Genomic DNA, 22,617 nt, shown 5'->3' with positions numbered 1-22,617 from the left:
TTAATTTTGAATCCATAAGAAGGTTTTTTTGTTGTCAACCTCAAAGATACTTTGAGTTACTTTAATTCCTTCTTATTTTTTTATTTAGGACGCTATTGAAAAAATATGTTTAAAAAAAAGTATTCATTAAATTATGTTACGTCACTAAAAGACAGTAATTTTACATCTTGAATAGAGATGAAAAAAATATTATTTTTTACAGCAGTTGTCACTGTTTTTATGGGCATTGTGAATTCTGCAACAGCACAGAAAATTTCTGCTCAGAGCGAAGAAACAAATATTTTGTACTTTAATCCGGAGGTTGAGCCGGATATTGAGGAGATAAAAGAGCCTACTAATAATGCTTTTTTTACCACTGTGTCCGATAAGATGAGTACTGTCCGCAAGAATAGAATGATGCGTTCCGAAACTAATATTCCCTACGAAAATGTAGATTCGCAAACTATTTCCGAATACTGTAAAAATAACGATGCCGATTTTGCCATTGTTCCCAAAGTAAAATATTTTAAAGTAGGTCTTGGTAAATATGTATTTTCTAATCAGGTTATTGTAAGCATGAAACTTTTTGATGCGCAGGGGAATTTTATTGTTTCTTCCGATTATGATACCTATCGCAAAAATATGAGGCTTTTAGGTTCTGCTGAAAATTCTATAAAAATTGGGACAAATGGTGCTTTAAAAAGCATTCTGAAGCAACTGAAAAAAATGAGAAAATCGTCTGATACCGAATTTTAAATAAACCTTAAATTTCTCCTATCGTTCTCCCATTATAAAAATTTGAATTATTTTTGCAGAGCAAAAAAATATTCAGATTTTGAATTCTATTGACGAATTTATCTTTAATCCAGCCGACATTGCCGAAAGACTCAGCGAACTTCCTGCTGATGAAAGACTATTGGCATTTCTAAAGGTTCCTAAAGAATATAAAGCTGAAGTTTTTTCGCACCTCGATCCCGATTTTCAGGAAGAAACCATCCGAAGCATCGGCAGCGATGAGGTTTCTGAAATCCTCAATGCAATGACTCCCGATGACAGAACTGCTCTTTTTGAAGATTTTCCGGATGAACTCATCAAATATTCCATCAATCATCTGAACCCACAGGAGAGAAGAATTGCACTTAAACTTTTAGGCTATAATTCCGACTCTATTGCACGTCTAATGACGCCTTATTACATTCAGATCAGAAAAGAATGGACGGTAAAAAGATGTCTTCAGCAAATAAAAAAAGTAGGGAAAAGGGTAGAAACCATTAATCATCTTTATGTTGTAGATGAAAGAAATCGTTTAATAGACGATCTTCAGCTTGGTAGTTTACTTTTAGTAGAAGAAGATACATTGGTTTCAGAGCTTACCGATAATCATTTTGTGGCAATTACCACAACTACATCAAAGGAAGATGCTGTACAGTATTTTGAGAAATACGACAGAACAGCGCTTCCCATCATTACCGAAGCAGGCGTTTTGGTAGGAATTGTTACTATTGATGATATTTTAGACCAGATTGAGCAACAAAATACCGAAGATATTCAGAAATTTGGGGGATTAGAAGCTTTAGATCTGCCCTATACCCAAACTTCTCTTCTTGAAATGATAAAAAAAAGAGCAACGTGGCTGGTTATCCTTTTCTTTTCTGAAATGCTTACCGCTTCTGCTATGGGATATTTTGAAGATGAAATTCAGAAAGCGGTGGTATTGGCTTTGTTTGTCCCGCTGATTATTTCGAGTGGCGGAAATTCCGGCTCTCAGGCTGCAACACTCATTATTAGGGCAATGGCGCTACAGGAAATTGGACTGAAAGACTGGTGGTACGTCATGAAAAAAGAGATTTTTACCGGTTTATTGCTTGGAGGGATTTTAGGAGTTATCGGTTTTTTCCGAATTATGCTCTGGCATGAGATTGGGCTTTTCAACTATGGGGTTTATTGGCCTTTTGTAGGGCTTAGTGTGGGAGTTTCTTTGGTGATGATTGTGCTTTGGGGAACACTTTCCGGTTCTATGATTCCTTTTGTCTTAAAAAAATTAAAACTCGATCCGGCAACGTCTTCCGCCCCATTCGTTGCTACTTTGGTGGATGTTACGGGTCTTATTATTTATTTTACAGTAGCAGGAATTTTCTTAACGGGAAAACTTTTGTAATTTTAGGCAAAAGTCTAAACAATTATGAAAGTTATCTCTCTGGTACCTTCTATTACGGAGGCTTTATTCGATTTGGGTTTAACCGAGAATGAAGTAATCGGACGCACGAAATTCTGCATTCATCCTGCCGAAAAAGTGAAAAATGTTCAAATTATTGGCGGAACAAAAAATCTTAATATCGAAAAAATCAAAAATCTTCAACCTGATGTAATTCTTGCCAATAAGGAAGAAAATGTAAAAGATCAGGTAGAAGAATTAATGAAAGATTTTAAAGTAATCGTAAGCAATACAGAAACTCTTGAAGATAATTATTACCTTTTAAAAAATCTAGGCTTACTTTTTAATTTAGAAGAAAAAGCACAACTTTTTAACCTCAAGATGTACGAAATTTTTAATGAAGTAAAGTTAAAATCTAAAGTAAAAGCTGCTTATCTTATCTGGAAAAATCCTTACATGACGGTTGGTTCAGATACATTTATTCATCACGTTTTATCTGAATTTGGTTTTGATAATATTTTTAAAAACGACAAAAGATATCCGGTAATTGAATTGGAAGATTTAAAGGAAGCAGAAGTTATCATACTTTCTTCAGAGCCATTTCCGTTTAAAGAAAATCATATTTCGGAAATTAAGGAAATATACCCCGATAAAAAAATAATGATTGTAGATGGCGAGGCTTTTTCATGGTACGGAACTCATATTGCAAAGTGCGAAATGTATTTTAAAAATTTTATTGCTGAATTTAATTGAGTCTTAAATTCTTAAAGGTTTACTATCTTTGCAACTTAATTTTAAACTGTAAAAATAATGAACTCTTTTATTGAAGAACTGAAATGGCGTGGTCTTTTTGCCGATATGATGCCGGGAACGGATGAACAACTGGATAAAGAAATGACAACTGCCTATATCGGATTCGATCCTACTGCAGATTCTTTGCATATCGGAAGTCTTATTCAGATTAAAATTCTTGCTCATTTTCAGCAGCACGGTCATAAACCTATTGCATTGGTAGGTGGTGCAACCGGTATGATTGGCGATCCTTCGGGGAAATCTGCCGAGAGAAATCTTCTGGATGAAGAAACTCTTCTTCATTATGTAGACTGTCTTCAAAACCAGCTTTCGAGATTCCTAAATTTTGAAGGAAATGAAAATAACAAGGCAGAATTGGTGAACAATTACGATTGGATGAAAAAGATTTCTTTCCTGGATTTTGCTAAAAATGTAGGGAAAAATATCACCGTAAATTACATGATGGCAAAAGATTCTGTAAAGAAAAGATTTTCTGGAGAAGCCGGAGCTGAAGGGATGAGTTTTACGGAGTTTACCTATCAGTTAATTCAAGGGTACGATTTTTTACACTTGTATCAGAACAATAATGTTAAACTTCAGATGGGAGGCTCAGACCAATGGGGGAATATTACCACAGGAACCGAGCTTATCCGTAGAAAAGCTCAGGGCGAAGCTTTCGCGTTAACAGTTCCGTTAATCACTAAAGCAGACGGTTCTAAGTTTGGTAAATCTGAAAGTGGAGAAAATTACTGGCTCGATAAAAAGAAAACTTCTCCGTATAAATTTTATCAATTTTGGCTAAACGCTACCGATACAGATGCAGAAAGATTTATAAAATTCTATACATTCTTACCAAAAGATGAGATTGAAATTTTAATAAACGAACACCAGACTGCTCCACACGAAAGAAAGCTTCAGAAGAAACTAGCAGAAGAAGTTACCGTTTGGGTTCATGGCAGAGAAGAGTACGAAAGAGCAGTAAAAGCCTCAGAAATTCTTTTCGGAAAATCTACTGCGGAAGATTTGGTTAGTCTTAATGAAGATATTTTCTTGGAAATTTTTGAAGGTGTCCCGCAAAAAGAAATCAATAAAAATGAAGTTTTAGGATGTAATATTATAGACTTACTTTCAGAAAAAACCAATTTCCTTAAATCTAAAAGCGAAGCACAAAGAGAAATGAAAGGAAATGCAATCTCTGTGAACAAAGAAAAAGTAAATGATGAATTTGCTGCCCACGAAAGCGATCTTATTGATGGTAAATTTTTATTGTTGCAGAAAGGGAAGAAAAACTATTTTATTGTAAAAGCTATTTAATTATCTATTTACAATACGATCATAAATAAGAAAACCGCCCAAAGGCGGTTTTTTGATTGTATAAAATTATTTTTTTTATAGTTCTAAGAAGCTGTGTGCTACAGAAGCACTCTTTTCACCAGTACCTGTTACCGTAACTTTTTTGGCAACTTCACCATCTACATAAATTATAACAGTAAGCGATGCATCTGGATGCAAAAGTGTTGCGTTAGCTGAAAAATTCAACTGCGACTGGCTTGAATTAACAAAGAAGTCTCCGCTTGTCCAAGTAAGACCTATCGGATCGAATATTGTTTCCTGTTTAGTTCCTACCTGAGTCACAACGCTTTTAAAAAGCATAATTGGAGGAGTTGGAGCAGTGGTTCCGCCAGGAACTATTTTTGCTTCAAACTGCACTAAGTGATCCTGATACTCATCTTCTTTATCATCTTTACAAGAATTAAATACAGTAGCTAGAGATAGTAATAAAACTGATAAAAATGAAAGTTTAAATAAATTTTTTGCGTTGTAAAATTTCTTCATTTCTCCAAATAGATTTTTAATGTTTCAAATATAGGTTTTTTATCAATATAAAAATAATTTTTATGAAAAATTTCCAACAATGATTTCTAATTAATATCAAATCAACAAAAGTTTTTTCAATTGATAATTTGTCTGCGAACAGCATGCGATAAAAATTTGTAAGTCAAAATGTAATTATATTTATATTTGCTGTATGAATTTGAATTACATTGTACGAGAACCGGAAAATATCACTTCCAATACTCCGATTTTATTTATGCTTCATGGGTACGGCAGTAATGAGCAGGATCTTTTCAGTTTTAGGGAAAATCTTCCGGAAGATTGGATTATCGTAAGCTTCAGAGCACCAAAAACTACAGAATTTGAAGGTTTTTCATGGTATGATATAGATTTTAATAATCCTGAACGTTTTGTAGATGTAGATCAGGCTAATGAATCGCTTCAGGCAGTTCTAGAACATATATTATCAATAGTTAATAAGTATGGTCTTACTGATGGCAAAACACATCTTTGCGGTTTTAGTCAAGGAGGTATTTTATGTTATGCTTTAGCCTTGAAGTATCCCGAACTTTTTAATCGTGTAGCTTGTCTCAGTTCTTATCCGGAAGAAAAACTGTTAACCGATATTGTAAAGGATAAGAAGAAGTTAGCAAATTTAAGATTTTTCATTTCTCACGGAACGGATGATGCGATTATTCCTTTAGAATGGGGGAGAAAGGCTGCGGATCTTTTGTATGATCTCAGTTGTTATTTTTCTTTTAGAGAATATATGAGCGGTCATGGAGTCAATCAGAAAAATTATATAGATCTGATGGATTTTTTTTCAAAATAAATTTACAAAGCATTCTTAATAAGGATGCTTTACTTTTTTATTGGAAATAATTTACTAATTTCATCGAAGAGAAGTAAGAAAGGTTGTTGGAAAATTGATGATTTTTGAAATATTCTAATTGATTCAATCTCCATTAAACTTTCGTTATCTATAACGGAATAAATTTTACTTCTTAAAATATTAATTTATTATATGACTATGGAAGCTGAAGAATCAACATTAGATAAAATAAGAAACCGTCCGAGATTTAAAATGCTTACTCATCTTACCAAAGAAGAGTATGCCGAAAATCTTAAAAAGTATCTGGAAAATCATAAAGATGAATTTCGTGGAAACATCAATAAAGAAGTGGCAACCATTACGGTTTTTACAGAGGATGATAATTACTGGAAACCGTGTCTTTCCCTCCGAACAGAAAAGGATGAAGGCGTTACAGTTGTAAGAGGGGTTTTTGGACCAAGTTCAGCAGTATGGACTTTCTTTATGTTTATGTATTTTCTTTTTTCTATTTTATGGATGACTTTTTTTACCATGCATTATGTGGAATCTCAAATCAGTAGTGATGAATTTCCTTGGGCATTAAATGCCTCTTTTGCAATGATAATAGGGATTGCTGCAACGTATGCTGCAGCAAGATTCGGACAGTATAAAGCTAAAAATGAAATGACGAAACTCAGGAGATTTGCCGAAGAATCTACGTTGAAGTTCGAAAAATAATTACTTTTCTGTAGATGTAGTTTCCTTTAAAGCAGCTTCTGAAGCTTTTGCTGTTTTAATGGAATCTGCAACTTTTTCTCTGTTCGTTTGTTCAGAAATCATTTTTTCTACATGTGGCTGAATAATTCTATTCATTTCTTCCACAGAAATATTGTTGGCATTGGGATCTTCCAATAATTTTCTCCAAGGTTTTCTTTTTCCCCAAGGGTAATCTCCAAATACAATTACCGGAGTTCCTTTTGCTTTCGTAGTAGCTCCGCCAGGATTAAGGATCCATGTGTCTGCATAACTGTAAAGCCATATAGCATCTTTCATTAAAAGCCTAAGACAAGAGTGTGATGCAGGATATCCCGGAAGATCATATTGATGCCATCCAATTCCGTGTGTATTATGAATATTAAAATTATAAGGTAGTTTCCACTCGCTCTTCACCGTTGAAATAGCAAGTTTCTTTTTCCAGTTCGCAAACATTAAACCTCTGTCTGTTTGAGCAGTTTTTTTTCCCATACTTGTAGGTCCCCATTTTACGAGAGTACCATTAGAATATACTGCGTATGCCTGAATTGGATAAGAAAAAACAACAAACTTTTTCACATCACTCAATATATCAAGTTGTAGTGGAAAAGGCGAATAAGCCATTAAAGTAGTATCTATTTTTGCAGGAACAACGAGAGTGTCGGAGTTCCATTTGCTTTTAGAATCTAATCTGTTTAAAGCTAAAATAGCATAACGCTCTCTTTCGCTGTATTTTTTGCTGAAAATAGCATATAAGGAATCTCTTTTTTTAGAATCTTTCGGAATAGCGAATGCGTTATAAAAACCATTTTCCTGAATCATTGGGGCTGCAGATTCTTTTACAGGATTTGTTTTAATAGAATCAGGATGATGTTCACTTTGCGAAATTGCTTCAGAAGCAGATGGTTTTTGATTTTCTGAATTTACCGATTCTTCTTTTTTACACGAAAAAACAAATAATGTAAAAAGTAAAAAGTAAAATGACTTAATGATTGTTTTTTTTGTCATAGAAATTTAAAATAATTCATTTGAGTTAGAAATCTTATTTGCAAAAATTAGACCTAATTAAAATTAATTAAAATTTTACTAAGAATTTTTCACTTACCGAAGTTGAAAAATCTCGTTTGTATTTTTATGTTCTAAAATTTCTTTTAAAGATAGACAAAGTTTCGTCTTTTCATGTAATTATACAACAACTACAATTATAGTGTTTAATATATGTTTTTTGTGAATTTTAAAAATATATAAGGTTTTCAAAAGAATTGATTGGTGCGCTTTTGTGTTTTTTAGTTGTTTGCAATAAAAAAAACACCCTGAAAATCAGGGCGTTAATTTTGTGTTTGTGGAGTTGGAGGGACTATAATGCCTTAATTCATTGAATATCATTTAAAATTTAAAAAGTTGAAAATGAATATAAGTATCTGAAAATCAATAATTATTATTTTTGAACTGTTAAGATGGAGTTAAATGGATTAAAAAGATGTTTGAAAGATGTTTGCAAACCGTTTGTAAAAGTTGTATTTTTGAAATGTTCAAACCTTACAACTATGGCGACTGTAAAATTTAGATTGTTAACTAAAAGTAATAACGCAACTGTATATTGTTATTTTTCTTTAGGGCGTGGAAAATTCTACCAGCGCAAAACAAGGGAAACCGTAAACCCTGAACATTGGAACGCTAAGAAAGGCGCACCCAAAAACATTACCTCAGCAAATCAAAAGACCTTAACCGATTTAGAAAATCTTAAACAGAAATTAACAGATATTGAAAGTTTTGTTTTAGACCACTACAAAAAAAGGGATGAAACCGAAATTATTAACGCTATTTGGTTAGATGAGATTATACAGGCATATTACTCAGGTGGTCGCAGACTTCAACAATTAGACTATTTGGATAATTATTTAGATTATTATCTGACCGATGTTTTGCCATTCCGTAAAAATAGAGGTAAAGAAATAACGGAATCAACTGTTAAAAAACAGCGCACCATTATCGCAAAGATTAAAGAGTTTTTGCAGTCCGAAAACAGACGTTTGAAAGTTTCTGATTATGATGTAAAGACATCAAATAGATTTGAAAAGTTTTTGGAAAGTCAGGGAATCAGTAAAAACACAATAGGACGTTACATTAAATATCCCAAAACGATTATATCCCACGCAAAAACCTTAGATATTGAAATAAACAACAATCTATCTGAGATAAAAGGCTATACAACCGAAACGCCTACTATTTACATTACTGAAACCGAACTACAACAGATTACAAAAGTTATCTTTCTCAATCCATTGGATGAAGCTACAAAGGATTGGTTAATCATTGGATTTTATACAGGACAAAGAGCGTCTGACCTTTTGCAAATGAATAGTAAACAACTACTAACTATTGATGGGGATTTATTTATAAACCTCAGCCAAAAGAAAACTAAAAACCCTGTACTTATTCCTGTACACGATGAGGTAAAAAAGATCTTAGATAAAAGAAATGGCAATTTTCCGCAAAAGTATTCTGAGAATATAGAGAGCGCAAAAACAATCTTTAACAATCATTTGCGAAGTATTACCAAACAGGCAAATATAGACCGTTTGGAGTGGGGGAAAAGGTGGAATGACAAAACAAAACGTTTTGATTATGCCAATTATCCGTTATATGATATTATTAGTTCCCACGTTTGCAGACGTTCATTTGCAACTCATAATTACGCCAAAATTCCAACGCCTATAATTATGGCAGTTACAGGGCATAAAACGGAAAAAGAATTTTTAAACTACATTGGAAAGGATTTTAACGACCTTTCAAAACAAATGCTGGAGTATTGGAAAACCGAAACAAAAACGGAACAACCTCAGCAGACAACCAAAACCGCAAACTAATTTTAAAAATATATTTATTATGGAAGAATTATTAAGTGTAAGTTTCTCCAACGATATGATTAAACTTCAAAATCTCGTTTATACAATGGATAAATTAATTAATAACACTCTTGAGGAATTGAGTAATTTAGAAGATGAATTAATAAATCAATTGCCTGAAAATGCAGACAAAACAATAATTAATCAAAAACTGAATACATTAAGTTATAATTCTTTTGCAGTAGAAGAATTATTAAAAATCATTGAAAAAATGCGTTTTTCAAAAGAGGTAGTTAACTACGAAAGGGCTATTCATAAGAGTGAAATTTTAAATAATTAATTTCCATTATTCTAAATGCATTTTATTTTATAAAACTTTTATTTAACTTTGTTAAGGTCTGTATAATGAAAATAACAACAGAAACAATAATTTTAAGATTATGAGTACCGAAACCTTACAAATAAATTTAGCACAAAAGATTTTCAGTATTTGGGATGAAAAACTTTTGCAGAAAATAAATAACCTCATTAATTCCGATATTGTAGGATATACAACGGATGGAAAACCTTTAACAGCCGAACAATACAGAAAGGAAATTGATTTGGCTATTGAAGAATTGGAGAGCGGAAAAGATAAAGGATTAACAACCGATGAGGTGCGTAAAAATATAATGAATGCATTTAATTTGGAGTAAAAGAGCCGAAAAAGATTTGTTTATACAAATTGGTTACATTGCAGAAAATAGTCCGCAGAATGCTAAAAATTTATTAAACGAGATTTTAGACTTTTCAAATGATATTGTAAACCAACCTTACAAATATGAAATTGAGCCAATTTACAATAATGAGAGTGTAAGGAGAGCCGTGATTTACACTTACAAACTGGTGTATAAAGTCTATAAGGACAAAGTAAGAATATTGCGATTATTTCACACCAAACAAAACCCAAACAAAATATAACGGTCGCAGAAATGCGACTTTTTTTATAAACGTTCAAACCTTATTAAATGCAGTTTCCTTTTTATTGTACATTTTCAGAATTTGAAAAAAACTATATCAAAATATTTAAAGATTGGTTAGAAAGTTATCCAGACGGAACTGAAAAAGACTTTGCCTATGAATACAAGCGTAATATTTATGATAGGTTTTTCAATTTTTTTGGCGGTAATGCACATTATGGGTTTGGGATACCAGTAAAGACAGTTGATGAAAATGACAATATTGATGATTTCAAATTATATCATAGGGAATACGTTCGTATTGTAGAAAATCGTTTAAGATTATTCATAAGTATATCAGAACCTAATAGAAAACAAAAATTTGCAAAGGAACTTGTTAGCTCATTAAAAATATGTGATGACGAACCTTACGATAAGAATCTTTCGTTTTTCAAGGATGGATACATATTAGATTACGAAACATTATATATTTACCAACATTTGTTTTCTTATGATTTTACCGATTATACAAAAAAATGGTTTTTAGATATTGACGAAAATGCGTTGAAAAACTTTGAATTTTCAATAAAACGTATATATAAATTTTTAGAAAAAAAGATAAATGTAAAAAACGAATTAAGTAATGATGTAATAAATGAAAATCAAGAAAACAATGTTTCAATAACATTTAAGAAAAATGACTTCACTAAAGAAAATTTGATTTTCAACATTTTATTATTTTTTGACTTACTAAAAGAACTTACAGGCTTTTTATCTCCAATTACGACTGAAAAGGATTTAGAATATGTTAGAAAAAACAAAAACAAAATTTTTGAAATTGAAGAAAAACTAAATAAGTCTGACATTAAAAGATATTTTATGTTATTTAATCAAATACAAAATAGAGATGACAGACTTCCTTTTTTAAAAAACGTCCATTCAAATTTAAAAGAATTAAAGATGTTTTGGGGTTTACGATACAATGATGATGTTTTTGCAAAGGCTAAAGATTTTAATTTATTTTGGAATGAATCTGAATTTAGGAATACAATATATAGAGCCACATACAATATAAAGGAATTAGATACATTTTTATCTAAACTTACAACTGAATTAGAAGACTCCAAAAGCGAACCAGTTGACTCAAAAATCAGCATAGAAACTCCTGAAAACGATTTTTCAAATAACGAGGACAAAGAAAAATTAATCATTTTAGAAAAACTTAAAATAATTGATTATATAAAAAGTATTCAAACTAAACCTGAAACTATTTCCCACACCGCAGAAATTTTATCTGCAATCACGGGGATTAACTCAACAACTCTTTACACGTATTTACGACCTATGTTAAACGCCAATAGAGATGACGCAGACAAAAATAGTCCTTACAAAAACAATGAAAACATTTTGAATGCTAATAAAATCATTCTAAAATTAAAGATTAAAAATACAGATGCTAACAATTAAAAGTTAGCATTTTTTAATTTGAGTAAAAAAAAGTAATTACTTATTGATTACTTAAAAAACATTTGCAGTATCAATTTTAAAATACTGCAATATGCAAACAATCAATTTTGTAGGAATAGAACCTACTGCACTCATTCAGGAAATTGCGACTAAAGTAGAAAGTACACTTTTCGCAAAGATTACCCAAATATTACAAGACAACGAGTCTAAACGCTACCTTTCCGCAGATGAGGTTTGCGAACGTTTTGGAGTTACAAAACCCACCATTCACGAATGGAGAAAACGTAAAATCTTAAAATCCTATAAACTCGGTGCAAGAGTTTATTACAGATTGGACGAGATAGAAAATGCAATGATTATTAACGATTAATATTGATTGCAATGACTACAAAAACGTTCATTCCCGACAGTTACAAACTAACCTATACACTCGATGAGGTTAAAAAGACTTTTGCACAATTCAAAATGCAGTCCGCAGAAAAACCGCTGTTATCTGAACTGATAAGGTTAGAAAAAAACAACGGTTACAATTCCATTTCGGGCGCAAACTTACTTTTGAGAATACGCAACGCTACGAATTGGAGTAAATGCACCTTAACAGGATTGCGACCAACAGAAACGGATAATTTTTACTATTCAGATTTGCCAATACAGGGCGTGAAATCTTTGTGCGTTATCAAATACCTTTCCGATGTTGGTGCGATTGAAATAAGAGCCTGTAAACAATTCTATCCGCACAATCCCACAGACCGCACCCGATTGGTAAAATATTTAATTCAAAACTTTTAACAATGGAACTTAGAAAATTAGCAACCGCAATGGATAACGCCAAAGATGAGTTAAAAAATGGCGTTACCGCAGGATTTGAACAAGAAATATTAAACCAATCATTTAGAGAGTTTGCAGACTTGCATTATATCCTAACAGGCGAAGATTTGGGAGTTATGCAATTTATAGAGTATCGGGATTGGTTGGATTGGTACAATAGCGAAACGCCAAAAAATCCGACTAAGACAAAAACACCTTTTTAAAATTGAACTACAAAAAAAAGGGAGTGCAAACCGCATTCCCTTTAAGGTCGTTCAAACCTGACAACAGATAAACTATTGACAGACCAAAGATAGAAAATTAATGATAGATAACACTAAGTTTTTAACGCATAGCCAAACAATTATAAACAGATTGTACCAACATTCTGATTTTGTGGTATGCCGACCAAAAACAAACAATTATTATTCATTAAGGCATAAAGATTTTGGTATAAAATTAAGTTTAGATTTTCGCAAGGCAGTAGAAAACGGAAAGGTAGTTGGTTTTTGTCATTTGGAGATAAATATAAGTCCACATTATCACTTTAACCAATACCGCCACAATGGTAATGATTTTACGCCATTACAGGCAATTAGTACTATTTCCGATATTCTGACCTACTTAGGCATAAAACAACGAGAATACAACGAATTAAACGTTTGTAATATCGAATTTGGTTTAAACATTATTCCCGATACAGATACAAAAGACCTCATCAATGGACTTTATTTTTACAAAAAAACACCCTTTACTATTCCCGATACCAAAAACCATATTTCAAAAAAACTGATGCAACCAACTACAAACAAATAAAGGCATACGCCAAAGGTTTGCAGTTTTTGGATGTTCCACAGTACGGAATCAATCCAAATACATTTCGTTTTGAAGTTAAGAGCAAACAGGCAAAGAATATCTGCAAGTACAGAATTAGCACCGCCACCGATTTAATGACTTTGGAAAGATACAACCGATTAGGGCAAATTTTATTGGATGAATGGGAACAAGTGTTATTAATCAATTTAGGTTTAAAATCTAACGAACTGAACGCCTTAAAAAGGGATGAGGTATTGTTTATCCAAAATGTAAAAAGTATTGATTTTTGGAGAGGTTTTAAAACGGATGTAACACGAAAGAAATTTATAAGAGCAAAAGAAAAATATATCAATTTACTTGACAGAAAAGACAATCTGCATTACCTCATCAAATTGCAGATTATTGATAAACTTTTCAATTCTCAAAATGTCCCAAATTCCACACAGAAAACCACCATAAACACAGAGAATTTGCAAAATGACAAAACCACCTCTCAACTAATAAACTTGGAATATGGGACAAACGGAAAAAATAATAGAGTTTGTTTAGTAACCAATTTGGATATATCAATGCAGAAAAAAGGGAGTAAGTTTTTATGTATGACAGGTTTGAAATATTACAAAGAAAACCAACCCGAAACCTACCAAAAACTAACTGAAAAATATTTGACCGAAAAACAAAGGGGAAAAAGTTTTGACCGCCAAAATTATTTCATTGCGCACAATATTAGAAATGCCAAAACCAACCTACAACATAACCCGAGATATAGCCGACAAAGATTTGAGAAAAGGAACTATAACCCGAATCAATTACAGATTAACTTTTAATATTATTTAATATGCCTAACCGTACGTAACGGATGAAAAAAGGCAAAGACTTTTTATAACTTTTAATATAACCCACAATGAAAAAAGAACAAACAGAAAACACGGATTTTAAACTTAAAATCAAAATGGTAGGTAAAGAATCTCTAACAATAGACGAATCTGATTTAGTGCGTGGTTGTTGGGATAGTATTTCACAATTAGAAACCCGTAACCCTCAAACCTTAGAGGAATTTGGAGAATATGATTTATTTGATGATTTACTTCAAAATTACTTCACTTGGAAACTTGTATTTACTGAAAGTGGTTTGGATATAACCAACGAGATGGCAGATATAGAGGAATTTATAACAAAGTATCTGAAAAAGTTTTATTTACTGATGCAGATGGATGAACTTAACCGATTACCGCCAGCCTTTCAAATTATAGACTAACAACAGAGCCACCCGAAAAGGTGGTTTTTTTTGGAGTTAAGTAAACAAGAATTCAACAGCCGTTTTCTTACTCAATAAAAAAGAGAACCTGAATTCTTTCCGACCAATACGCGCGCGTATATTGTTTCGATTTTTAGAAGTCAATAAACTTGCAGTATAAAAACTTCATTCGTATCTGTTCGTGCGTAATACTTATAGGCTATCTATTCATAAGTATAATTATCCGAGTCCATAAAAAAAGAAATAGTTAACATTTTTAATATAGGTTAGCCCTATGATATGTAATATATGTTATATGGGTCAAAGTTAATATAGTTTATATCGGTTGAGGTATTTTTTGCCGAGTTATCGGAGTCCATACGCACGCACGAGGAATAATTTTCGGACTCCATAAGAAGGGAAAGTAAAAGAGTTTTTGGAGTCCATAAAAGAGGGAAAATATTTGTAAATATTTGAAATGTTTGCAAGATGTTTGTAATGAAAAACAAAAACGCCCTGAAAATCAGAGCGTTAAAATTGTATTTGTGGAGTTGGAGGGATTCGAACCCTCGTCCAAACAAGCAATACATAAGATTTCTACATGCTTATTTTGCTATTGGTTTTCGACTGAAAGCAGAGAGCAAACACCCAACTTCCAGCTTATCTTCTTAGGTTTTCGAGTTTTAGCCGAAGCGTCTAAAACCTTATTTCCGCATTCCTATATCTCAGAACCAAACGCCGCAGAACAGAGCATTTGTGAGATATCTTGCTTCCTTACTAAAATCTTCGGGAAAACGCTTGATCTACTATACTTCGATATTAAGCTGCAAGAGCGAACTCTTCGTTGCCAGTTAAAATTTTGTAGCAAGGGATTTAAGAGATCGCGCTACGGTTCTCTGCATGCTTACTTATCCATTGGTCTTGCTGTCGAAACCAGTCAACCCCATAAAAAAGTGAACAAATATATAACTTTTTTTATTACTGAATAGATATTATCGTTTTCATGACTAATTAAAAATAAACAGAGCGTCGGAATATTTTTCGACGCTCTGTTACTTAGTCTCTGTTTTTCAATAAAATCCAGCCTGACGTTTGTACTGGTTTTTTAGTTATTCGGTCTTCCCAAAAAAGTTTATACCAATAGGTTTCGGTAGGAAGAGGTCTTCCTAATTCCTTGCCGTTCCAAATAGGTGTAGCAGAAGAAATTTTAAAAATATTTTTTCCGTATCGATCAAAAATTCCACCTTCAAATTTTCCGTACTTACTAATTTCACTAAAATCGATTACATCATTTTTTCCATCTGCATTTGGGGTTATCACATTATTCATCGAAAAAGTATAGAATTCTGTAGAAGTTTCGCAATCAGCTCCTCTAAATCTAACTTTTACAGTATATAAATTGTTTCTGTACACACTGAAAACATTAGAGGATTGCCACGTTACACCATTATCAATAGAGTATTCTAAAGGCTGGATCCCGGTTTTTTTAACATTGATTGTTATGGTCTTATTATCATAAATAATATCTGTAATCTCAGGAATTGGGATGTATTTGGCTAATGCGGTAAATGTTCTTGAGCATGCACCGTTATTTATTGTTACTGAATAAGTTCCTGCTGTCGAAGTGCTTATTGTCTGTGTTGTTTCTCCTGTGCTCCAAAGATAAGTATAGTTTGGACCTGTACCTGCATCTAAGATACCTTTGTCTCCTTTACAAAATTCAATATTCGAAATTGTGGAAACAATTTCAGGAACAACTGTTATAGTGATCGTGGCAGGAGATGACGCGGCACAGCCATTGGATCCAACTCCTGTAACGCTGTAAACCGTTGTTGAGGTAGGGCTTACAACTTGTGTGTTCCCGGTTCCGGATAAGCCAGTCCATGTGTAGGTATTTGCTCCGTTGGCTACGAGGGTAATGGTTTCGCCTTTGCAAATTTTTAACTTTGATGTTGAAATTGTGATAACCGGAGGTGTTGTATTTTTAATCACATTTACCGATGCTTGCTTAATACATCCATTCGTTGTAGCACTGGTAATAGTAAGAGTATATGTTCCGGAATTAGAAACAACAGGGGTTAAAGTATTGGCTCCTGAAACAATAACTCCTCCTGCAGTTGCTGTCCACAAAAAAGTTGCTCCCGATTGATAAACCGATGAGGTTGCATTTAGAGTTATCTGAGAAGTAGTACAATTAATTTCGCCCGGAGTATTAATATTTACTACAATTAGAGGATCCATTACAACATTTACGGCTTTGGTATATTGGCATCCATTAGCAGTGGTAACAGTAACGCTGTAATTTCCCCCTGTATTAACTGTTGTTGTGGCAGTTGTAGATCCATTAGACCAATTATATGTATTTCCTGTTCCGGCTGCTGTTGCTGTTAATATTGTAGAGGTGCCTTCACAAAAAGTTAACTGTCCAGATATTTGAAGATTAGGATCTGCTTCTTGTACAATATTCACTGAAGCTGGTTCACTAGTACAAGTTCCGTTATTATTGGTTAATGAATAAGCTCCGGGATTTGTTATAGTTATCGATTGCGATGTAGAGCCATTCGACCATAGATTTCCGGTAGGGAAATTAGAAGTAAGTATTACCGGTGTATTGTTGCAAATGGAATTCGCTGATTTGGTAATAACAACAATTGGTTTAATATTCACCATGAGCTGCAAAGAAGCAATCTTAGAACAAGATGTAGATTTTACAAGCACATAGATTGTATTGCTTCCCGAGGAATATGCTGCTGGATTTGCAATAGTATTATTATTTTGAGCCAATGCATCTGCCTGATTTAAGTAATAAGAAAAACTTACTCCAGGTGTTGAACTAATACTTGTCTGAGCAGAAGTTAAATCAAATATACCAATTGGAGAATCAGAGCAGATGTTCAAAGATGAGTTTTGAACTACAGGTACGTTACCCTGTACTACGGTTACGATTTTCGTGTAGTTGCAATTTGCGGGAGTTTTTACAACTACAGTATATGTTCCAGGTGTAGTTACTGTTATGGAAGGTGTTGTGGTGCCATTAGACCAAGTGTATGTATTTCCGGTTCCTGTTGAAGATGCTGTTAATAGCGTGTTGGGTGAGTCGCATAATACAAGATTTCCTGTAATTTGCACATTGGGATCAGCATCTGCTGTAATATTAACCGTAGCGGGCTGACTTGTGCATGTTCCACTGTTTGAAGTTAAGGTATAAGTTCCCGGTGAAGTAACAGTAATCGATTGGGTTGTTGCTCCTGTGGACCAAACATTTCCCGTTGCTTGGCTTGAAGTTAAAATAACGCTTCCTCCCAAACATATCTTCGCTGAAGAAGCTGTTATAGTTGGTGTGCTCAATTGAGTAATATTAAGTTGAATTTGAGCGACTTTAGCACAAGTAGAAGTACTGATTCTCACATATACAACTCCGTTTCCAGATGAATAAGCTGTAGGATTAGAAATTGTATTTGAATTTCCTGCATTAGCATCCGATTGACTAAGGTAATGTGAAAAATTTATTCCGGAGGTTGAACTCATTTGCGGTTGAGCTGCAGTAAGATCGAATATAGCTGAAGAACTGTTGGAACACATTGTTAAACTCGCATTTTGAACCACCGGTACATTACCTTGTACTACGGTTACAGATTTTGTGTAACTGCAATTTGCGGGAGTTTTTACAACTACACTATATGTTCCAGGTGTAGTTACTGTTATGGAAGGTGTTGTAGCGCCATTAGACCAAGTGTATGTGTTTCCGGTTCCTGTTGAAGAAGCTGTAAGAATTGTTGAAGTTGCTTCACATAAAGTTAAATTTCCTGAAATCTGAGGATTCGGATCGGTATCCTGTGTAATAACAACTGAAGCTTGCGGGCTTGTACAAATACCATTGCTTGAAGTTAAAGTATATGTTCCTGGAGAAGTTACATTAATAGATGGAGTGGTTGCACCTGTAGACCAAGTGTTTCCGGTTGGGCTACTTGAGGTTAAAGTAATATTTCCTCCGGGGCATAATTTTGTAGATGAAGCTGTTATTGACGTAGTTAAACTCTTATCTTTAAAAATAATTGCATTAGTCTGCTTACAAGAATTTGCAGCAGTTATAGGGTTGTTAATGTCTTGATAACTAATAGTGTAATAGTAGGTTGTAGAAGTATTTACTGTTGTTGGTGCTGTTATAGGATTAGTTCCGGTTGCTGCATTGTTGGCATTATTGTAATAGTAAACTACAAAATTAGGATTGTTATTTAAAATTCCAGGAGTTAATGTGCTGAAATTAAATGTAGTATTATTTCCGCAGATATTAATTTCTCTTGGAGAATTCGCATTAGGTCCGGGAGAGCCGGGCGGAATAAATGGATTGGGTGCCATTGCGGGGTTAGTGAAAGGGGATACGAAAGTTGCTGTTCCTCCCCAAGTTAAATTAAATGTATATACAGTTGTAGACCAGTTATCTACATATAAATAATAAGTCTGCCCTGCAACAACATCCATGTATTTACAGTACGGACTGGTACTTCCTGCGGCTGACGAAGTATTCGTATTGGTCATATTCATTCCCGTGCTGGTGAGCGCAGCCGAAGCATTACATCTTATCGGTGTTCCTATATTGCTACAGGTAACATTCGGTCCGTAAATTGCCCAGTCATAATCCACAGGACCTGTTGGAATCAAGTCAAAAGTAAGCGTTCCACTAGTTGCAATAGTAAATTTGTACCAAACAGAATGGTTCTCGTATGAAAGGCATCCGCCAAGAGACTCATTGATATTTCCTATTCCTGATGGGGTGTAATTAATATTTGAATTCCCACAGACAGCAATTGCCGAAACACAGTCTTCTTGTGCGAAAATAAAAATATTGAGTATGATGAATAAGGAAGAAAGTAGTTTTTTCATCATGGATATTGTTTTTGTTGATTGTTAAGGTATTGATTTTCTCTATGTATCTCTCTTCTGGTATGGAAATTAGAGAAATACATATAATGTTTTTGGGTTGATTGTAAAGTCTTTAAATGTGAAAACACTTCAATACAGTGGAAGTTATTGTGTTTTTTCCATGAAGTTTTTAGTTTATTGGTTTGGTTTTTAGTATTTTAAAATAATTGCAAATCTAAATAAATTATAGAATATAAAATATAAAAATTACTTCATTTATTATCCCTCAAAATTAAGCTTTGCAAAGACTCTTGGAGTCTTTATTTGAGATTTGTTAACTTAATAACTGTTATTTTATTGAAATAATATTTGCAGTTTCAAATTAATTTTCTATTTTTGCAATCCAAAATGAGATGTAATATATGTTAATAATTCCAGTAAAAGACGGAGAGTCTATCGACAGAGCTTTAAAAAAATATAAGAGAAAATTTGATAAAACTGGTACAGTTCGTCAGTTAAGAGCTAGACAACAGTTTATCAAGCCTTCAGTAACTTTAAGACAAGCTAGATTGAAAGCTGCTCACAAGCAAAGAAATCTTAGCAAAGAAGAACAGGCTTAAAATTTCTTTTTTCAAATTATACAATCACTTCTTAAATAATTTATTTAAGAAGTGATTTTTGTTTTATATTTACAGTATGCGAGATAAATTCTTAGATTATTTGCAGTTCGAGAAAAGGTACTCTGTAAATACGGTTACAAGTTATGGTCGGGATTTGGATGATTTTATTTTGTTTAATCTCAGAACAGAATCATCAGACAATATTATTAAAGCAGATAAGAAAATCATCAGAAATTTTATTGTCGATCTTAATGAGAAAGGAGTTTCAAAACGTACTGTCAATAGAAAATTATCTACGCTTCGCAGTTTTTATGCCTTCCTTTTGAGGCTTGGTGAAATAGAAATTTCGCCTTTAGAAACCATCAATTCGTTAAAGTTTTATCCGGAAAAACAAATTCCTATTTCTCAGGATGAAATGAGTGTGCTGAGTAATGATATTCTTTCTACTTCTAACTTGCTGAATGAATGCATTATTGAGACACTTTACCAGACCGGAATGAGAAAAGCAGAGTTTTGTGGCTTGAAATTTGAGAGTGTAGATTTATACAAAAACGAGTTGAAGATCATTGGAAAGGGTAACAAAGAACGGTATGTACCAATTTCGGAAAAGCTGAGTAATCTCTTAAAGTCTTATCTACAAATAAGAAAGCCTAAGGAAGAGTACCAAAGTTTATTTTTTGTAAACAGGCTGGGCAAAAAACTCACCGAAAAATTTGTTTATGTAGTGGTTAATAAGTATCTTAGTCTTGTTACTTCTAAAGAGAAAAAAAGTCCTCATATTTTAAGACACAGCTTCGCGACGCATGTTTTAGACAATGGGGCAGAGATATCAAAAGTAAAAGAAATATTGGGTCATTCAAGTCTTGCAAGCACACAGGTGTATACCAATGCCAATATTGAACAGTTGAAAAAAGTGTTTAATCAAGCTCATCCAAGAGCAAGTAAAAAAGAAGAATTATGAAGATTTCAGTACAAGCAATCGGCTTAACTCCACACGAACCGCTTGAGTCACATGTTGATAAAAAAGTAAGTAAACTTGATACATTTTATGATAAAATTATTGAGTGTAAAGTTTTCTTAAAAGTAGAAAACAATACAGATAAAGCCAATAAGACAACCGAGCTTATTTTGGTGGTTCCGGGAGAGGATATTGTAGTAAAAAAGACTAGTGCGAGTTTCGAAGAGAGCTTAGATCTATGTGTAGATACCGCTAAGAAACTGTTAATCAAGAAAAAAGAATTAGCTTCATAAAAAATGTAAAAAAACTTCATAAAAAGTTTGAGAATTCAAAAAATCCGTTCTATATTTGCACACGCAAAAAAGGAACAGCGATCTTTTGAATTCTTTTTTTTAAATTGCTTCCATAGCTCAGTTGGCCAGAGCACGTGATTTGTAATCTCGGGGTCGTGGGTTCGAATCCCTCTGGAAGCTCAATTTAATATATTATGTCTGGGGAGATTCCAGAGTGGCTAAATGGGACTGACTGTAACTCAGTTGCTTCGGCTTCGTAGGTTCGAATCCTGCTCTCCCCACATTTTATATTATTTAAAAGTTGCATAAATAAAGGAATTTTCCTAAATTTGCACAGCGTTACCAATAATTTTGGAAACAAAATTGCGGAAGTAGCTCAGTTGGTAGAGCGTCAGCCTTCCAAGCTGAATGTCGCGGGTTCGACCCCCGTCTTCCGCTCAAAAATCACATTTTAAAATGTGATTTTTTTAACTACTGATGTAGCGTAGAGTAGAATTTCTCTTACAGCCTCAGTTCACAGTGTTAAATTGCTTCCATAGCTCAGTTGGCCAGAGCACGTGATTTGTAATCTCGGGGTCGTGGGTTCGAATCCCTCTGGAAGCTCAATTTAATATATTATGTCTGGGGAGATTCCAGAGTGGCTAAATGGGACTGACTGTAACTCAGTTGCTTCGGCTTCGTAGGTTCGAATCCTGCTCTCCCCACATTTTATATTATTTAAAAGTTGCATAAATAAAGGAATTTTCCTAAATTTGCACAGCGTTACCAATAATTTTGGAAACAAAATTGCGGAAGTAGCTCAGTTGGTAGAGCGTCAGCCTTCCAAGCTGAATGTCGCGGGTTCGACCCCCGTCTTCCGCTCAACAAAAATCACGCTAATTAGTGTGATTTTCTTGTTTTTGCCGACTTAGCTCAGCGGTAGAGTGCTTCCTTGGTAAGGAAGAGGTCACGGGTTCAAGTCCCGTAGTTGGCTCAATAATTAACATACTGATTTTCAGTATGTTTTTTTGTTTATATCAAGCTAATTCTACAGCTTATTTTGGATCAGTAACAAAAGTTGGGGACTAGGCAAAAATTTTGGATAATCTGAAAAGGAAAAATGCTTTGTCTCTCACGCCTCGAAGTTGCATTCTGAAGTTCTTTATTTTCGCATTGAAACTTTCTGCGGACGCATTTGTACTCCTTTCGTCAAAATAGTTGAGAATGTCATTATAATGATTCGTGATGGTATTTTTAAGTATTGAAAAGGATTTAAAACCTGATTCTTCCACATCTTTAAACCAATGGGCAAGTTTGAGCATTGCAACGGATTTTGTGATGTTTTGATTATAAATTTTCCTTAATTTATCCGATAAGTTGTAGGCTACTTCCAAATCCGGGTATTCTTGAAAGACAATTCCTGCTCTTATATTTTGACTTTCCGTCCATTTTTCTCTGCTTTTG

The 22,617-nt window shown here is 33.5% G+C and carries 24 protein-coding genes, 7 tRNA genes and 1 other RNA gene; 27 read left to right on the top strand and 5 right to left on the bottom strand.

Going from position 1 to position 22,617, the window contains the following annotated elements:
• The first annotated feature begins 177 nt into the window (after positions 1-177).
• The 4 genes from IV513_RS11640 (at position 178) to tyrS (ending at position 4,240) form a co-directional block, all read left to right on the top strand.
• Positions 178-735 (top strand): pyruvate decarboxylase, encoded by a 558-nt coding sequence (locus IV513_RS11640; protein WP_209390739.1) that lies wholly within the window; start codon positions 178-180, stop codon positions 733-735.
• Positions 736-805: 70 nt separating this feature from the next.
• Positions 806-2,137, top strand: a complete 1,332-nt coding sequence (mgtE, locus tag IV513_RS11635; protein ID WP_317196421.1) for a magnesium transporter — start codon at positions 806-808, stop codon at positions 2,135-2,137.
• Positions 2,138-2,161: 24 nt separating this feature from the next.
• Positions 2,162-2,887, top strand: coding sequence for an ABC transporter substrate-binding protein (locus IV513_RS11630; RefSeq protein ID WP_209390737.1), 726 nt, complete (start codon positions 2,162-2,164; stop codon positions 2,885-2,887).
• Between the two features lie 57 nt (positions 2,888-2,944).
• A complete protein-coding gene (gene tyrS, locus IV513_RS11625; RefSeq protein WP_209390736.1) occupies positions 2,945-4,240 on the top strand; it encodes a tyrosine--tRNA ligase in 1,296 nt (431 codons plus the stop codon).
• 75 nt (positions 4,241-4,315) lie between these two features.
• Here tyrS and IV513_RS11620 read toward each other — a convergent pair whose 3' ends face one another.
• A complete protein-coding gene (locus IV513_RS11620; protein WP_209390735.1) occupies positions 4,316-4,762 on the bottom strand; it encodes a hypothetical protein in 447 nt (148 codons plus the stop codon).
• Between the two features lie 193 nt (positions 4,763-4,955).
• Between IV513_RS11620 and IV513_RS11615 the strand changes: the two genes are divergently transcribed.
• Both IV513_RS11615 and IV513_RS11610 read left to right on the top strand, forming a co-directional pair.
• Positions 4,956-5,594, top strand: a complete 639-nt coding sequence (locus IV513_RS11615; protein ID WP_209390734.1) for an alpha/beta hydrolase — start codon at positions 4,956-4,958, stop codon at positions 5,592-5,594.
• A 192-nt stretch (positions 5,595-5,786) separates the two neighbouring features.
• Complete coding sequence (locus IV513_RS11610; RefSeq protein ID WP_317196420.1) at positions 5,787-6,311, top strand: hypothetical protein; 525 nt, start codon at positions 5,787-5,789, stop codon at positions 6,309-6,311.
• On the opposite strand, the gene IV513_RS11605 is transcribed toward IV513_RS11610, so the two are convergent.
• Positions 6,312-7,334: a L,D-transpeptidase gene (locus IV513_RS11605; RefSeq protein ID WP_209390733.1), complete on the bottom strand. Its 1,023-nt coding sequence runs from the start codon at positions 7,332-7,334 to the stop codon at positions 6,312-6,314. It lies immediately after the preceding gene.
• Positions 7,335-7,873: 539 nt separating this feature from the next.
• On the opposite strand from IV513_RS11605, the gene IV513_RS11600 reads away from it, so the two are divergent.
• From IV513_RS11600 to IV513_RS11550, 11 genes are all read left to right on the top strand, one after another.
• Complete coding sequence (locus IV513_RS11600; protein WP_209390732.1) at positions 7,874-9,196, top strand: tyrosine-type recombinase/integrase; 1,323 nt, start codon at positions 7,874-7,876, stop codon at positions 9,194-9,196.
• A gap of 19 nt (positions 9,197-9,215) precedes the next feature.
• The gene (locus IV513_RS11595) at positions 9,216-9,515 is read left to right on the top strand and encodes a hypothetical protein (protein WP_209390731.1); all 300 of its coding nucleotides are present in this window, start codon (positions 9,216-9,218) and stop codon (positions 9,513-9,515) included.
• 100 nt (positions 9,516-9,615) lie between these two features.
• The gene (locus IV513_RS11590) at positions 9,616-9,870 is read left to right on the top strand and encodes a hypothetical protein (protein ID WP_209390730.1); all 255 of its coding nucleotides are present in this window, start codon (positions 9,616-9,618) and stop codon (positions 9,868-9,870) included.
• Positions 9,851-10,135 carry a type II toxin-antitoxin system RelE/ParE family toxin gene (locus IV513_RS11585; RefSeq protein WP_209390729.1) on the top strand — a complete coding sequence of 95 codons (285 nt, stop codon included), beginning with the start codon at positions 9,851-9,853 and terminating at the stop codon, positions 10,133-10,135. Before IV513_RS11590 ends, IV513_RS11585 begins: the two co-directional genes overlap by 20 nt.
• Positions 10,136-10,182: 47 nt before the next feature.
• Positions 10,183-11,580, top strand: coding sequence for a hypothetical protein (locus IV513_RS11580; protein WP_209390728.1), 1,398 nt, complete (start codon positions 10,183-10,185; stop codon positions 11,578-11,580).
• A 91-nt stretch (positions 11,581-11,671) separates the two neighbouring features.
• Positions 11,672-11,950: an AlpA family transcriptional regulator gene (locus tag IV513_RS11575; RefSeq protein ID WP_209390727.1), complete on the top strand. Its 279-nt coding sequence runs from the start codon at positions 11,672-11,674 to the stop codon at positions 11,948-11,950.
• Between the two features lie 11 nt (positions 11,951-11,961).
• Positions 11,962-12,369: a hypothetical protein gene (locus tag IV513_RS11570; protein ID WP_209390726.1), complete on the top strand. Its 408-nt coding sequence runs from the start codon at positions 11,962-11,964 to the stop codon at positions 12,367-12,369.
• Between the two features lie 2 nt (positions 12,370-12,371).
• Positions 12,372-12,611, top strand: a complete 240-nt coding sequence (locus tag IV513_RS11565; protein WP_209390725.1) for a hypothetical protein — start codon at positions 12,372-12,374, stop codon at positions 12,609-12,611.
• A 100-nt stretch (positions 12,612-12,711) separates the two neighbouring features.
• On the top strand, positions 12,712-13,203 hold the full coding sequence (locus tag IV513_RS11560; RefSeq protein WP_209390724.1) for a hypothetical protein: 492 nt from the start codon (positions 12,712-12,714) through the stop codon (positions 13,201-13,203).
• A 26-nt stretch (positions 13,204-13,229) separates the two neighbouring features.
• Positions 13,230-14,030 carry a hypothetical protein gene (locus tag IV513_RS11555; RefSeq protein ID WP_209390723.1) on the top strand — a complete coding sequence of 267 codons (801 nt, stop codon included), beginning with the start codon at positions 13,230-13,232 and terminating at the stop codon, positions 14,028-14,030.
• A gap of 77 nt (positions 14,031-14,107) precedes the next feature.
• Complete coding sequence (locus IV513_RS11550) at positions 14,108-14,461, top strand: hypothetical protein (RefSeq protein WP_209390722.1); 354 nt, start codon at positions 14,108-14,110, stop codon at positions 14,459-14,461.
• 522 nt (positions 14,462-14,983) lie between these two features.
• Here the strand turns inward: IV513_RS11550 and ssrA are convergent.
• Together ssrA and IV513_RS11540 are read right to left on the bottom strand one after the other, a co-directional pair.
• Positions 14,984-15,385: a transfer-messenger RNA gene (gene ssrA / locus IV513_RS11545) on the bottom strand.
• 111 nt (positions 15,386-15,496) lie between these two features.
• Positions 15,497-19,327, bottom strand: a complete 3,831-nt coding sequence (locus IV513_RS11540; protein WP_209390721.1) for a T9SS type B sorting domain-containing protein — start codon at positions 19,325-19,327, stop codon at positions 15,497-15,499.
• Between the two features lie 398 nt (positions 19,328-19,725).
• Between IV513_RS11540 and rpsU the strand changes: the two genes are divergently transcribed.
• From rpsU to IV513_RS11490, 10 genes are all read left to right on the top strand, one after another.
• Positions 19,726-19,923, top strand: coding sequence for a 30S ribosomal protein S21 (rpsU, locus tag IV513_RS11535; RefSeq protein ID WP_062697349.1), 198 nt, complete (start codon positions 19,726-19,728; stop codon positions 19,921-19,923).
• 76 nt (positions 19,924-19,999) lie between these two features.
• Positions 20,000-20,884 carry a tyrosine-type recombinase/integrase gene (locus IV513_RS11530; RefSeq protein WP_209390720.1) on the top strand — a complete coding sequence of 295 codons (885 nt, stop codon included), beginning with the start codon at positions 20,000-20,002 and terminating at the stop codon, positions 20,882-20,884.
• Positions 20,881-21,174: an HPF/RaiA family ribosome-associated protein gene (locus tag IV513_RS11525; RefSeq protein ID WP_209390719.1), complete on the top strand. Its 294-nt coding sequence runs from the start codon at positions 20,881-20,883 to the stop codon at positions 21,172-21,174. Before IV513_RS11530 ends, IV513_RS11525 begins: the two co-directional genes overlap by 4 nt.
• 106 nt (positions 21,175-21,280) lie before the next feature.
• Positions 21,281-21,354 (top strand) — tRNA-Thr (locus tag IV513_RS11520).
• A gap of 20 nt (positions 21,355-21,374) precedes the next feature.
• A tRNA-Tyr gene (locus tag IV513_RS11515) sits at positions 21,375-21,455 on the top strand.
• 84 nt (positions 21,456-21,539) lie between these two features.
• Positions 21,540-21,612 (top strand) — tRNA-Gly (locus IV513_RS11510).
• Positions 21,613-21,703: 91 nt separating this feature from the next.
• A tRNA-Thr gene (locus tag IV513_RS11505) sits at positions 21,704-21,777 on the top strand.
• A gap of 20 nt (positions 21,778-21,797) precedes the next feature.
• A tRNA-Tyr gene (locus IV513_RS11500) sits at positions 21,798-21,878 on the top strand.
• Between the two features lie 84 nt (positions 21,879-21,962).
• Positions 21,963-22,035, top strand: a tRNA-Gly gene (locus IV513_RS11495).
• Positions 22,036-22,075: 40 nt separating this feature from the next.
• Positions 22,076-22,147: transfer RNA gene (locus tag IV513_RS11490), tRNA-Thr, on the top strand.
• A 91-nt stretch (positions 22,148-22,238) separates the two neighbouring features.
• Here IV513_RS11490 and IV513_RS11485 read toward each other — a convergent pair.
• Positions 22,239-22,617 (bottom strand): transposase (locus IV513_RS11485; RefSeq protein WP_209390718.1); only part of this gene is annotated, 379 nt, incomplete at its 5' end.

It is taken from the genome of Chryseobacterium sp. RR2-3-20 (genome assembly GCF_017808115.1).
In the GTDB taxonomy this organism is placed as follows: domain Bacteria; phylum Bacteroidota; class Bacteroidia; order Flavobacteriales; family Weeksellaceae; genus Chryseobacterium; species Chryseobacterium oryzae.
This window is presented reverse-complemented; position numbering and strand designations above follow the sequence as displayed.

Excerpts from the sequence above, each read along its gene's own strand:
- IV513_RS11640 (WP_209390739.1), top strand. The coding sequence starts at position 178 with ATGAAAAAAATATTATTTTTTACAGCAGTTGTCACTGTTTTTATGGGC.
- IV513_RS11630 (WP_209390737.1), top strand. The coding sequence starts at position 2,162 with ATGAAAGTTATCTCTCTGGTACCTTCTATTACGGAGGCTTTATTCGAT.
- tyrS (WP_209390736.1), top strand. The coding sequence starts at position 2,945 with ATGAACTCTTTTATTGAAGAACTGAAATGGCGTGGTCTTTTTGCCGAT.
- IV513_RS11620 (WP_209390735.1), bottom strand. The coding sequence starts at position 4,762 with ATGAAGAAATTTTACAACGCAAAAAATTTATTTAAACTTTCATTTTTA.
- IV513_RS11615 (WP_209390734.1), top strand. The coding sequence starts at position 4,956 with ATGAATTTGAATTACATTGTACGAGAACCGGAAAATATCACTTCCAAT.
- IV513_RS11610 (WP_317196420.1), top strand. The coding sequence starts at position 5,787 with ATGACTATGGAAGCTGAAGAATCAACATTAGATAAAATAAGAAACCGT.
- IV513_RS11605 (WP_209390733.1), bottom strand. The coding sequence starts at position 7,334 with ATGACAAAAAAAACAATCATTAAGTCATTTTACTTTTTACTTTTTACA.
- IV513_RS11600 (WP_209390732.1), top strand. The coding sequence starts at position 7,874 with ATGGCGACTGTAAAATTTAGATTGTTAACTAAAAGTAATAACGCAACT.
- IV513_RS11595 (WP_209390731.1), top strand. The coding sequence starts at position 9,216 with ATGGAAGAATTATTAAGTGTAAGTTTCTCCAACGATATGATTAAACTT.
- IV513_RS11590 (WP_209390730.1), top strand. The coding sequence starts at position 9,616 with ATGAGTACCGAAACCTTACAAATAAATTTAGCACAAAAGATTTTCAGT.
- IV513_RS11585 (WP_209390729.1), top strand. The coding sequence starts at position 9,851 with ATGCATTTAATTTGGAGTAAAAGAGCCGAAAAAGATTTGTTTATACAA.
- IV513_RS11580 (WP_209390728.1), top strand. The coding sequence starts at position 10,183 with ATGCAGTTTCCTTTTTATTGTACATTTTCAGAATTTGAAAAAAACTAT.
- IV513_RS11575 (WP_209390727.1), top strand. The coding sequence starts at position 11,672 with ATGCAAACAATCAATTTTGTAGGAATAGAACCTACTGCACTCATTCAG.
- IV513_RS11570 (WP_209390726.1), top strand. The coding sequence starts at position 11,962 with ATGACTACAAAAACGTTCATTCCCGACAGTTACAAACTAACCTATACA.
- IV513_RS11565 (WP_209390725.1), top strand. The coding sequence starts at position 12,372 with ATGGAACTTAGAAAATTAGCAACCGCAATGGATAACGCCAAAGATGAG.
- IV513_RS11560 (WP_209390724.1), top strand. The coding sequence starts at position 12,712 with ATGATAGATAACACTAAGTTTTTAACGCATAGCCAAACAATTATAAAC.
- IV513_RS11550 (WP_209390722.1), top strand. The coding sequence starts at position 14,108 with ATGAAAAAAGAACAAACAGAAAACACGGATTTTAAACTTAAAATCAAA.
- IV513_RS11540 (WP_209390721.1), bottom strand. The coding sequence starts at position 19,327 with ATGATGAAAAAACTACTTTCTTCCTTATTCATCATACTCAATATTTTT.
- rpsU (WP_062697349.1), top strand. The coding sequence starts at position 19,726 with ATGTTAATAATTCCAGTAAAAGACGGAGAGTCTATCGACAGAGCTTTA.
- IV513_RS11530 (WP_209390720.1), top strand. The coding sequence starts at position 20,000 with ATGCGAGATAAATTCTTAGATTATTTGCAGTTCGAGAAAAGGTACTCT.
- IV513_RS11525 (WP_209390719.1), top strand. The coding sequence starts at position 20,881 with ATGAAGATTTCAGTACAAGCAATCGGCTTAACTCCACACGAACCGCTT.